Origin of the sequence: Kitasatospora sp. GAS204B (assembly GCF_029892155.1) — a bacterium.
Taxonomy (GTDB): domain Bacteria; phylum Actinomycetota; class Actinomycetes; order Streptomycetales; family Streptomycetaceae; genus Kitasatospora.
Map to the genome: position 1 here is coordinate 144330 of NZ_JARZAG010000010.1, position 11834 is coordinate 156163.

The window sequence follows — 11834 nt, forward strand, 5'->3', positions numbered from 1 at the left end:
CGTCGCATGAACACCGAACCGCACCGGACCGGAACCCCACCGCACAACTCGCAGGGCGGCCCCGGTCGTGAGGAGACGGCCGAGGAGCGTGCGGACCGGCTGTGGGGCGAGATGCTGCAAGAGGTCCGCGTGTGTCAGACCGGTGCCCAGATTCTCTTCGGCTTCCTGCTGAGCGTGGCGTTCACTCCCCGCTTCGGGTCGCTGGGGGGATTCGACAAGAGCCTGTACGTCGTCACCGTCATCCTCGGCGCCTGCGCCACCGCGGCGCTCATCGCCCCCGTCTCCTTTCACCACTTCTTCGCGGGACACGACCTCAAGACGGAGCTGGTCCACGTGGCCGGCAAGCTCATCGGCTGCGGCATGGTCCTGCTCGGCCTCACCATCGGGGCCGCACTCCTCCTGCTGCTGCGGACGGCCACCGGCCACCCGCTGCTGGCCGGGATTCTCACCGGCTGTGTGCTGGCATGGTTCGCCGTCTCGTGGCTCATCCTGCCTCTCCTGGCCCTGCGCCGAACCGAGCGGCGGCACCAACGGCAGCACACGTCCGAGCCGTGAGAGAACCCGGACGTGCCGGCACGCCGTTCCATCGGCGCGAGCCTCACGATCCAGGTGTGGAACCTCGCGTCGAGGGCAGGCGCGAACCGAAGCAGCCTCGCCGCGCAAGGCCAGAACCAACGGGACCAGGCGGAGGTGACGGGGTGAACAGCATCACGAGAACCGGAATCGGCGGCGCCCGCCACGGGTTCGCCGACGCACACCGTCTCGACCTCTCCACCGCGCGGCACGCGGTCACCACCGCTCGCGGCTTCACTCGCGACGTTCTCACCGGCTGGGAAGTCGGCGAACCCGCCGGCAGCGACGCCGTTCTCGTGGTCTGCGAGCTGGTCGCGAACGCCGCACAACACGCCGGGGGCGCCCGAGCACTGCGCCTGCACCACTGCGGGACGGCGCTGCGCATCGAGGTCAGCGACCCGGATCCCGCTGCACCGGCCCCCCGTCCCCCGGGCGTCGGCCGACCCGGCGGGTACGGGCTGATCGTGCTCGAGCGGCTGTGCCAACGCTGGGGCAGCGATCCGCGTCCTGCCGGGAAGACGGTCTGGGCGGAGATCCTCCTCACCGGACAGCGCCGGCCCTTGCATGGACGCCCCCATTCGGGGAACGCGCACCGAACGCCCAGCCGACCGGTCCGGGCGTCGGCATCATCCAGAGCACCGAGGAGAACAGCCATGAGCGGCGAGGACAAGGTCAAGAACGTCGCCGAAAAGGCGAAGGGCAAGGCGAAGGAGGCGGCGGGCAAGGCGGTCGGCAATGAGCGCTTGACCGCAGAGGGCAAGGCAGACCAGGTCAGCGGCGACGCCAAGCAGGCGGGAGAGAAGATCAAGGACGTCTTCAAGCATTGAGCCGTCCCGAGGAGGGTGCCTGTCGTTTGCACGGCGGGCCCCTCCGGGGAGGGAGCACGATGCGAACTGGACTGCCCCGACCGACTGACAGGGCCGGGGACGCGACGACCCGCGACGCACCCGCACCGGCGTCTTGAGAGCGAAGTCGTCCACACCCGCGCGGCGCCGTGGCGGGCCGCGGTCCGGAAGCCCGCGCAGGAGCCCGAGCCCAAACCCGGCACCAAGACCGCCCGTGAGCTGGTGACGCCGGGCGCCGAGTGCGTCGGTGAGAGCGAGCCGATGCTGCGGGCGCAGCGAAGATGGCCGAGCGCGGGATCGGCGCACTGCCGATCTGCGGCCCGGACGACCCACCGCCTGGCTCGGCGACCACCCCGGGACCGAGAGGGTGCGGGGCTAGACACCGCCATGGCCGGCTTCACGCCGGATGGCCGGCCTCGACACCGCCGACCTGGCGCAGGAGGAGAGGTGGTCCGACCGAACGGACCTGACCGTCGACAGGTGCCAACTTGAACCCCACGTGATCTCCCCAGTCTGCGTGTTCCTCGATCTGGGCGGCGAACCAGGCGAGTGCTCCGGTGAGCACCGGCACTCCCCCTGGCCCCTCTGTCCACTCCGTGCGTGCGAACTTGTCGGTGTGCTCCCCGGTCTCGCCGCCGAAGAGTTCCGCCAGGTCGCGCCGGTGCGCCGGCAGCAGATGGACCACCAGGAACTCGGCCCGCCTGGCGACCCGCACCGTCCCCAAGACCCAGAGCAGTCTCAGCTGGATCGCCATCAACGACCGTGCCCGCAAAGCCCTCAACGACCTCGGCTGCGTGCTCCACCACCACGGCCGGCCGCTCAACCCGAGGAAGGTCCTCGACCGGTTCCATCGGCTGTGCGACGAAGCCGGCTTTCCCCGCATAGCCGTCGACGCCATCGCCCGCCTCCTCGACTCCGCCGAACTCGCCCTCCACGCCACCCAACACCCAGACCGACCACGGAACCTGATCGCCCAGTTCCGCGACCACCTCACCGACCGCCAACGCAGAACCCACCGCGAACGCCCAGCTCACGCGCCACTTCCGATGTGACCGGTGCGATCACCATGCGACCACCAGCTGACGCAACGACAAAAAGGCCGCTCCCGCCAGAAGCGGAAACGGCCTACGACCTGCTGTTCAGCAAGTCGGGACGACAGGATTTGAACCTGCGCCCCCTTGACCCCCAAGGGGTTCACTTATTGCCGACAGCCGAGACCTCCGAGTCTCGGTTCTTTTGTTGCTCAACTACCCTGATGTGCACGTGAGTTGGGACTTCTCGGCGAGAGTGATGCTGCGAGCCGCTGACGGTGGCTCAGTGTTTACTTTGCACACAAGCGTCCGTTTTCGCCCATCAGGGTTCATGGGCGCTCATCGGGTGTGGTCCCAAAGTGGTCCCAGGGCCAGCCCCCCGCCGCACCTACTGCCGGTGACCGAGATCTGTCGACCCATCAGCAAGTAGCGTCGCGCCTGCCCGACTGTCCTTGCGTCCATGCCGTCAGCCGACCCATGGGGCCGGCGCCTGCGGGCGGATCATGGTCGCTTACCCATCGGCTACGGATGGTGATCTTCCGGGCAGTGTGTCGTCTTGTGCGTGTCCTCTCCAGTTGGTTCTGACGTGCCTCGCGCACCGCCCCTCACGCTCTGCCGCCACGCCGGACACGACGGCGAACGTTGGTGTCCCGGGATCACCCGGTCCGCCACCCTGCGCAACGCCCTCAACCACGCCGTACGCTCCTGGGACCTGCGCTACAACCCCGCCAAGCACTCCGTCCCGCCCAAGCCCCGTGCCGCCGAGCGCACCTGCTGGACACCGGCAGAGGCCGCGGCGTTCCTGCGCCACAACACGGAGCACTACGCCGACCAGCTCACCGACCTGTTCGAGGTCATGCTCGGCACCGGCATGCGCCGCGGCGAGATCCTCGCCCTGCACTGGTCCGACGTGCACCTCATGGACCGCAAGCTGTACGTCCGCTGGACCCTCGCCGCCATCGACAACGGGAAGATCCACCTGCGCGAGCCCAAGACCGAGGCCGGCCGCGCTTGAATCAGCCTCTCTCCCAGAGTCATGACCGCTCTCCGCCGCCAGGCCGCCCTCCGGGTGACCGCCCACCCCGACGGCCGACTCGAAGGACTCGTCTTCGCCCGCCCCGGCGGAACGCCGCTGCGGCCCCAGTGGGTCCTCGACCAACTCCGCAAGCGCACCGCCGAACTCAACCTCCCGCGGATCGGGCTGCACGGCCTGCGCCACACGGCGGCCGGCATCATGATCGCCGAAAACATCCCTCTCGCCATCGTCTCCAAGCCCCTCCGACACTCCACCCTCGCCACCACCATCAACCTCTATGGCCACCTCCTCAAGGACTCCGCCGACGAAGCCGTCACGGCACTCGCCTCCGCCCTCGACAAGGCAGACTCCACTTGGCCCGCACAACACAGCGGACCGGAGAACACCGGGCCTTTGCCGTTCGCCGCACAGCCTGCCAAGTCGGCTATCGAGGGACGCCCGTCGCCGGTGCTGTCCGGGGGCGGATGGCCATCCGGCTCGAGGCGGCCGGGGACGAGTCCAGGGCCCTCACCCTCCGAGGCTCCACGTCGGGTGTGCCCCTGCGCTGCTTCTGTCCTTGCCGCCGGGCAATGGCTGCCATGACAGCCCGACACTCCGCTTCGACTCCAAGTCCCTTAAAGATCACGAAAGTTGTCGATTTACATACTGGTCAGTTTGTCACCGCGCGTGCTTACGCTGGTGGAATGGCGAATGGCGTGTTCCATACCGGATACGGCATCACGATCAACCTCACCCTCCCCGACCTCGGTCATCCCGAGCGCCCGGATCTGCTGGAAGAGATCCTGCGCCCGGTCGGCGACCGCGACCGTGCACTCCTGGAGTGCCTCGACCACCACGCCGGCATGGTCTGCCGGTCGGAGAACGCCGACAAGTCCCCCTGGATGTTCATCAGCACCCGGCGCAGGAACGGCCATCTGGTGCTTGTCGCCGCCCACCTGCCGGTCACCCACAAAGCCACTCCCGAGGAGAGCGCCCGCCACCGGGCGATGAAGGAGCGGATCGCCCGCTGTGCGGAGCGGCATGGACTGCGCGCCCAGGTCGAGGCCCGCTCGGCGGACGGCCGCATCGTCACCGACGTCCTGGTTACCGGGGCCGGTGGCAGACGGATCGGCTGGGAGGCCCAATACTCGCCCATCACCAGTGAGACCGTCCGCCGCCGATCCTGCAGGGCGGCCGAAATCGGCATCACGCCACTGTGGGTGACCGACAGCGAGCGGGCCGCGCTGATCGACCGGGCACCGTGGGTGCGTGTGGACGACTTCTCCTCACGCGACATCACTTCCAAACTCGCGATGTTCGTCCGCGGTGGGATCCGCCACTTGCAGGTCTGGAAGTGCCTGCCGACCAGCGAACGTCCATGCCCGACCACGGGTAGCGCCTGCGGCCGCTTCCACTCCGGCTGGTTCCTGCCGGCACTGTGCCTGCCGAAGAAGGCCCCGACCCAGGTGGACCACCTGGTCGTGGCCAGTGCCGACGGCGAGTTCGTTCCCCTGCAGATACAGGACGACGACGGCCGGCGCACCGCCTCCCGCATGTGGGTTCCCGTCGCGGACCGGGACAAGTGGTGGGACATCGTCGGCCGGCCCGAGACAACCAGTGCGATGGAGGACACCACCGACTCGCCGGACGAGGAGATCACCTTCACCGGCGAGGAGATCGATCTCACCTGCCGCTACGGCGAGGAGACCCTCACCCGCAACGATCCCCGCCTTCGCCGGGAACGCCCGGACGCCACCGGCCTGCGAACCTTCGCCCAGGTCCCGCACTCCATGTTCGCCCTCCCTGCCGCCCCTCCCACGCTGAAGGCCAACGCCACTCAACGCCGAGCCGCTGCCGTGCAGTTCGGCTGCCCGGTCTGGGAGATCGGCCCGTGCGGCTTGTGCGGTGTCCCGATCCACCGCTACGGCAACCGCTCGGCTCACGCGTGCGGATCGTGCCGCACAGCCCTGCTGCGCAGCCGCCTGCCGGGACAGTAGCCCGAAGCGCAGCAGGGCGTTGAGCGTCCGGCAAGCGGTCGGCGGGCTCCCGGTGACCGCCCCCGCAGTGCCCCTTCAGTGCCGGATACATCCAGGCGGAACCGAGGGAGGTCCAGCCTGATCCTGGTCAGGCGTAGGGCGTTGTCCCATTCCCAACTCTCGGTCGGGTCATCGACGGTGAGCGAGGCGGTGGCCGGGTCCAGTCGACCTGGATGTGGAAGTTGGAGTGCGGCCCGTTGACCACCACCGTCGACTCTCCGAGGTGGCCGCGTGTGCGTACGGCGGGGCGTCATCCCGCCGGAGGCACGAGGTTGGAGTCAGCCCATGCTGGGAGCGGCGGCCAGTTCTTCGGTGAGCCGTTCCGTCGTGGTCTCAATCCAGTCCAGGGTCCGAGCCGTGTGGTAGCCGAGCGCGCGGTTGATACCGATCATGTGGCTGTTCGTCGTGGCCGTGGTGGTGCAGATGCGCTCCAGGTCCGGTCGCTCGTCGTTGAGCCGGCGCATCAGTGCGGCCTTGATCGCCCGGCCGAGCCCGTGCCCTCGGTGCGCGGCGAGCACCGACGTGTCGTGGACGTAGCCGATCTCGCGGCGGTGCGGGTAGTTGTGGATGACGTGCGTAGCGACGACCTGACCCGTTGCCTCGTCGATGGCGACGACAACCCGCTGTTCCGTGCCGGCGTCCAGCAGTTCGCGGTCTGTCACGCGAACCCGCTCCGAGGTCCAGACGGTCTCGCGGTAGCTCAACTGACCCATCGGAGCGTCGTGGATGGCCTGCCGGGCCAGGGCATAGGAGTCGACGAGGTGATCGGGCGCCGCACCGGTCCAGTGGACCAAGCGGTAGCCGCTGGGGACGGGAACGTCCCAGAGCGTCTCCGGAGCCGTCGCGATGACCAGGACCTGCATCGACATGCTGTGGGTCACGTCGAATCCGAGGTGCTCCGCGCGCCGGGCACCGGCCGAGCCGGGCTTCACCGGAAAACCGAGCACGGTGGCGCGCTGGGTCTCCTTAACCGCGGGCATCACGAAGCGGAGCAGATCGGTCCCGATACCGCGGCACCGCAGCTCGGGGTGCACGTTGACCTCGATGCTCGCGATCCCGCTGTTCTCGCCCTCGGGAAGCGCAAGCTTGACCGAACCGGCCAGGCGCCCGTCCACGTAGCCGACCCAGAAGCGGCACAGCCCGTCCTCCAGCGGTGGCGTACGCAGCCGACCGATCGAGGTCTCGTAGGTCAGCGGCGGGTCCTCCGGCGTGTCCGCCGCCACGCATGCTGCCCGCATCGCGAAGTAGTCGGAAAGGACGCGCTCGGAAGCACTCGCCGGGTCGAGCGGCTGAATGTCGAGAATCACCGAATCTCCATGATCTCTGCAGGTATATTCATTGCCATTGGCTGGAAATCGCCAGGCAGCGGCCTGTCGGCCGCCTCCGCCTCGGAGGCATCTGCCAGAGCGAGCGTATGACTGTCGCCGACGAGCAGGGTCAACACCAGTGCTATCATGACGAGCCCGAAACTGACCAGCCCCATCGCGACCATAATCCCGCCGTGCAGCAGAACCGCGAGGCAAAAAGCCGTTCGGCGAGCTCTTCGCGGTGACAGGGCGGCTGCGGCAATGGCCAGTTCGATGGCCAGGGCACCCCAGGTGAGCAACCTGATGGCGCTTTCGGAGGCCAATAGCGGGCCGAGTGCCTGTCGGATTCCCGGCGGGAGCCCGTAGAACGGATCCACGAGGACCGTGTACATCGCATGGCCGCTCCGCCACTGCGCCGTACAGAGCTTCGAGATTCCTGCGGTGAAATAGATGATGGCGATCTGGCAGCGAATTGCCCACCAAGCGGCATAGGAACTACCGGCCCACACCGGGGCGAGCGGCTCACTCGGCCGGGTCCAGTGCCAGATCCGCGTGTCGCCCAGAAGGAACGGCATCATCAGCATGGTTCCGGCGAGCGCGGCCTCCTCGGCGCCACTGGGCATCGTCATGCTGACGCTCAGACTCCAGGTGACGAACCAGTGAGGCGCGCACGTCCAGCGCGGACGATATCCGCTGACGACGAGAACAAGGACGGCGATCGCAATCAAGCGGCTACTGAGCAGGCCGGCCGGAGTGGATCCGGCAACGCACCACAAGGACAGGTCGTGAGCGCCGTAGCAGCGCATGCCACTGGACAGGCCAGGCTGGTAGGTGAACAGGCTGTGATCAGGGGTGAAGACGATGCTGATCAGCTCGGACAGTGCCAGAACTGATCTGGCAAAGGCCAGCGGCAGGCCCCGTGGGTCGAAGCTCGCGGCCGACGCGAGAGCGCGATCCGTCAGCCGGCGCATTCGATTTCACTGTTCACTGTCCTGATGATCTTCCAGTCGCTCTGCCAGAAACGGGTATTCGTCGTCCAACGCGTCGGGCTCTCCACCGAGATCAAGACGTGGCCGCAGACGGACGGATGTGAGGTGTGATTGACACTGCGGACAACAGGAGCACGCAGCGCCATGGACCTGCACGCGGCAGGGGTGAGTTCGGTGCAATCCAGCCAGTCGCCGGCGGCGATCTGGTGGGTGAGGTTTCCCAGTTCGACATAGCGCGCATACGCCGAGCGGCTCAGGCCCCAGTCCGTGGACTGCGCCATCTGCAGCTGGGGGGCGGCGGTCAACTGACCGCCGTCCCCCACGAAGAGTGCCACGCTGGCATCCGTAGTCGGCTGCTTGGCAAAGAAGCCCCAACCCTGAGGCCACATCACCGTTATGGAGGCACGCTCCGTCTGCAACCAACCCGGCACCAACCGGGCTGGTAGCAACTGCGTGGAAGAAGTGAGCAGCATGACGAGGAGCAGGGCAGCCGTGAAGTAGAACCCCTGAGTACTCCGGGATGTGGTAGCCGCTCCTCGCCGTGCCATCACTGGCAGGAAACGCAGCTCAAGTTGGCCGGCACAACTGCAGAGCTGTGCGTCCCGGTGGAGACGGCGCCCACCAGCACCATGCCGACGAGTGCGCCAATTATCACAAATCGCATCTGTATTCCCCGTGTTGATTAATCGTTGATCCATCGTTGCCCTGGGCAGCCGATGGATCAGAACCTACCTGACTCCGCTACCGGCAGCCTACTGATGAGCTAACCTTACGATCGGCTGGCGCGCGATCATGGTGCCGCAGGAGCCAGGAGTACGCGCGTCAGGTGGTCACGGCTTCCCTCCGGACGTAGCCGAGCACGACATGGGGGTGCGGATGGATCTCGACGTTCGGCTGTTGGGGCCGCTGGAGGTCGAGGTGGCAGGCGACCTCCTGCCGCTCGGAGGTCTTCGTTCGCATCGACTGCTCGCCGTGCTCCTGTTGAATGCCAACAGCGTCGTGCAGGTGGACCGGTTGGTCGATGTGATGTGGGAAGCAGCACCACAGTCGGCACGCCAGCAGATCCACAACACGGTGGCGGCGTTGCGTCGTGCCATGGCGCCGGTGGCCGGGTTCGACATCGTCACCACTCAACTCGGTTACCGGATCGTCGTGGACAGCGACCGGCTGGACCTGACTCGGTACCGCTCCGCAGTACGGCAGGCCGATCGGGCGGTGGCCGACGGCGAGCTGGGGACAGCGGTCTCCTTGCTCACCGGGGCACAGGGCTTGTGGCGAGGGTCGGCGCTGACGGGACTTGGCGGCGAGTACTTCGCCAACGTCGGAACCCGGCTGGCGGAGGAGTACCTCTCGACGACCGAGCTGCTCATGGACCTGCATGTCCAGCTGGGCGAGAGCGCCCGTGTCGTGGGCGAGCTCATCGAACTGGTCGCATCGCACCCGTCGCGGCAGGCGCTCCGCGCGACACTGATGGCCGCTCTCCACTCCACCGGTCGGCAGGCCGACGCGCTTGAGGTCTACGAGGAGGGCAGGCGGCTGCTCGTCGAGGAGTTCGGGCTCGACCCGAGTGATGACCTCAAAGCACTGCACGAGCGCATCCTGCAGGGACTGTCAGTGGTCGAACCTCCCGCAGTGGAGCGCCCGTCGGCTCCACCAGCAGCCCTGGCGGCCCCGGATGCCGCCGGCCTGCCGGTGCCGGCGACACGACGGTTCCTTCCCCATGACCCCCGCGAGTTCTCCGGGCGCCAGGACGAGATCCTCCAACTCATGGAGGACAGCCGGCAGACCGAATCGGTCTCGCTGGTCATCTCGGCGATCAACGGGATGGGCGGGATCGGGAAGACCGCGCTCGCGGTGCGCTTCGCCCACACGGTCGCGGCCGACTACCCCGATGGTCAGTACTTTGTCGACCTCAGGGGGTTCACCGTCGGTGTGGAGCCGCTCAGTCCGGAGGACGCCCTCGGCCACCTGTTGAGGCAGTGCGGACTGCCGGATGAGCTGATCCCGCCGGGCCTTGAGGACCGCACCGCTACCTGGCGCAGTCTCATGGCCGACAAGAGAGCGCTGGTACTGCTGGACAACGCCCTCGGCGTCCAGCAGGTCAGGCCGCTGCTCCCCGGTACGAACGGCCCACTCATTCTGATCACCAGTCGCCGTCGTCTGCCGGCGCTGGAGGGCATCGTCCCACTGTCACTCGACCTGATGCCGCCCGCTGACGCGGTCGCGCTGTTCATCCACATCGTCGGGACCCGGCGTCTGGCGTCCGATGAGGAGGGTGTCGCCGAACTCGTCGAGCTGTGCGGGCGCCTGCCACTGGCCATCCGGATCGCTGCCGCACGTTTCCGTGAGCGGAGGAGCTGGACGGTGCCGTACCTCATCCAGCAACTCAGCGACCAGGAAAAGCGCGCCAGGTTTCTGGACTTCGGCGACCGGAGCGTGTCAGCGGTCATCTCGATGTCCTACCGCTGCCTTTCGGACGACCACCGTCGGCTCTTTCGCCTGCTGAGCCTCCACCCGGGCCCCGACTTCAGTCCGCCCGTCGCGGCGGCCCTTGCCGCACTGCCGATCGACCGGGCCCAAGAGATTCTTGAGTCGCTGTTCGACGACAACCTCGTCCTCCAGGAGCAGCCGGACCGATACCACTTCCACGACCTGGTCCGTGACTACGCGTCGCGGATGTCTGTGGAACACGACAGCGACGAAGGCAGAAGCGAGGCCCGCAGGCGGCTGTTCGACTACTACCTGCAGACTGCCTCGACTTGGTGTGCGCCGCTGGCGATGGGGCCGTTTCGCGTCACACCGACCATCGCCCACGCCGTCACCGGCATACCTGTGCCGGCATCGGCCACCGACGCCATCGAGTTGCTCACCGAAGAGTCGGCCAACCTCGTCGAAGTCGCCCGGACCGCGCTCAGTGACGGCCCTTCCGGCGTGGCCTGGCAGTTGGTCTGCGCCATCCAGCCGTTCCTCCGGAGGACCAACTATCCGGGCGCGGCGCTCAAGCTCTTCGAGGACGCGGTCGAAGCTGCCCGGTCGGCCGGGGACGAGCACGGCGAGGCGCTGATCCTCATCGGGCTGGCCGGCGCCCTACGACAGCGAGGCCGTAGCTCGGACGCCCGGGTGGCCCTGGAAGCCGGCATCGAGATCAGCAGACGCGGGGACGATCGGTACACGGAGATGTACCAGCTGACCGAGCTCGGCATCCTCAAGATCAACGACGAGAGTTTCAGCGAAGCGTACGACTGCTTTCACTCGGCTCTCGTCATCGCTGGGACTCTCGGCGACCAGCAGCTGAGTGCGGTACTGAACAACAACCTGGGTGTTGCCTGCCGAGAGCTGGGCCGCAGTTCGGAGAGCTTCGAGTACTTCTCCCTGGTGCTGGACGACCACCAGGTGGCCGGCCGGGACCTGTCGGAGGCCTTCACCCTGGTGAACATCGGGCTCCTGCTCGTGCGGGAAGGACGCTCCGAGGAGGCAGTCGACTACTTGGACCGTGCTCTGAAGATGGCCGACGGCGAAACCCACGTGCACCTGGCTGCTGAAGCGCAGGTGGTCCTGTGCGAGGCGCACAGAGCGCTCGGCGATGTCCCGCAGTCCTTCGAATACGGTCGTGCTGCTCTTCGCATCAGCCGCGAGCACAAGCTGCTGGAAGCCGAGTGCTTCGCATTGAACGGGCTCGGTGAGGCCTACCTGGCCGTGCGGGACCTGGACAACGCAGAGGTGACTTTTCGCCATGCCGCCAGCCTGTCCCGGGAAAGGAAGCTGCGTTCGTGCGAAGCCAGGGCGCTGGAAGGCTCCGCGCACATCGCACTGTACCGAGATGATCAGGAGGTGGCGATCCGCCGATTCCAGATCGCCAGTTCGACCTACCCTGCTGATGCCGCAGAGATAGCGAACTCCCGTGTCCACCTGGCCGATCCGGCATCCCCGGGCGTTCGCTGCAAGCGCTGCTCCGGCCCGGTCGAGCAGTGAATCCGCCCCTGGCGACGTCGACTGCCACGGTCAGGGGCGGTCCCGTGAAGACCGCCCCTGACCGGG

10 protein-coding genes are annotated in these 11834 nt (G+C 67.4%); 6 read left to right on the top strand and 4 right to left on the bottom strand.

Annotated features, from left to right (window positions below):
- Positions 1 to 6: 6 nt before the first annotated feature.
- Both P3T41_RS16250 and P3T41_RS16255 read left to right on the top strand, forming a co-directional pair.
- Positions 7 to 555, top strand: coding sequence for a DUF6328 family protein (locus tag P3T41_RS16250; RefSeq protein WP_280690559.1), 549 nt, complete (start codon positions 7 to 9; stop codon positions 553 to 555).
- A gap of 143 nt (positions 556 to 698) precedes the next feature.
- Positions 699 to 1400, top strand: coding sequence for a CsbD family protein (locus P3T41_RS16255; protein ID WP_280690560.1), 702 nt, complete (start codon positions 699 to 701; stop codon positions 1398 to 1400).
- A gap of 415 nt (positions 1401 to 1815) precedes the next feature.
- Here P3T41_RS16255 and P3T41_RS16260 read toward each other — a convergent pair whose 3' ends face one another.
- On the bottom strand, positions 1816 to 2172 hold the full coding sequence (locus tag P3T41_RS16260) for a flavin reductase family protein (RefSeq protein ID WP_280690561.1): 357 nt from the start codon (positions 2170 to 2172) through the stop codon (positions 1816 to 1818).
- Positions 2173 to 3035: 863 nt separating this feature from the next.
- Between P3T41_RS16260 and P3T41_RS16265 the strand changes: the two genes are divergently transcribed.
- From P3T41_RS16265 to P3T41_RS16275, 3 genes are read left to right on the top strand one after another with little or no spacing between them, the layout of a single operon-like run.
- Positions 3036 to 3464, top strand: coding sequence for a tyrosine-type recombinase/integrase (locus P3T41_RS16265; RefSeq protein WP_280690562.1), 429 nt, complete (start codon positions 3036 to 3038; stop codon positions 3462 to 3464).
- Positions 3465 to 3485: 21 nt separating this feature from the next.
- Positions 3486 to 4067 carry a tyrosine-type recombinase/integrase gene (locus P3T41_RS16270; protein ID WP_280690563.1) on the top strand — a complete coding sequence of 194 codons (582 nt, stop codon included), beginning with the start codon at positions 3486 to 3488 and terminating at the stop codon, positions 4065 to 4067.
- Complete coding sequence (locus tag P3T41_RS16275; protein ID WP_280690564.1) at positions 4064 to 5461, top strand: hypothetical protein; 1398 nt, start codon at positions 4064 to 4066, stop codon at positions 5459 to 5461. Before P3T41_RS16270 ends, P3T41_RS16275 begins: the two co-directional genes overlap by 4 nt.
- A 317-nt stretch (positions 5462 to 5778) precedes the next feature.
- On the opposite strand, the gene P3T41_RS16280 is transcribed toward P3T41_RS16275, so the two are convergent.
- From P3T41_RS16280 to P3T41_RS16290, 3 genes are read right to left on the bottom strand one after another with little or no spacing between them, the layout of a single operon-like run.
- Positions 5779 to 6807, bottom strand: coding sequence for a GNAT family N-acetyltransferase (locus tag P3T41_RS16280; RefSeq protein WP_280690565.1), 1029 nt, complete (start codon positions 6805 to 6807; stop codon positions 5779 to 5781).
- Entirely contained in the window at positions 6804 to 7778 is a 975-nt protein-coding gene (locus P3T41_RS16285) for a sporulation-delaying protein SdpB family protein (RefSeq protein WP_280690566.1), read from the bottom strand. Before P3T41_RS16285 ends, P3T41_RS16280 begins: the two co-directional genes overlap by 4 nt.
- The gene (locus tag P3T41_RS16290; protein WP_280690567.1) at positions 7766 to 8269 is read right to left on the bottom strand and encodes an SdpA family antimicrobial peptide system protein; all 504 of its coding nucleotides are present in this window, start codon (positions 8267 to 8269) and stop codon (positions 7766 to 7768) included. The genes P3T41_RS16285 and P3T41_RS16290 overlap by 13 nt, the downstream gene beginning before the upstream one ends.
- A 403-nt stretch (positions 8270 to 8672) precedes the next feature.
- On the opposite strand from P3T41_RS16290, the gene P3T41_RS16295 reads away from it, so the two are divergent.
- Positions 8673 to 11768, top strand: coding sequence for a BTAD domain-containing putative transcriptional regulator (locus P3T41_RS16295; protein ID WP_280690568.1), 3096 nt, complete (start codon positions 8673 to 8675; stop codon positions 11766 to 11768).
- Positions 11769 to 11834: the final 66 nt, after the last annotated feature.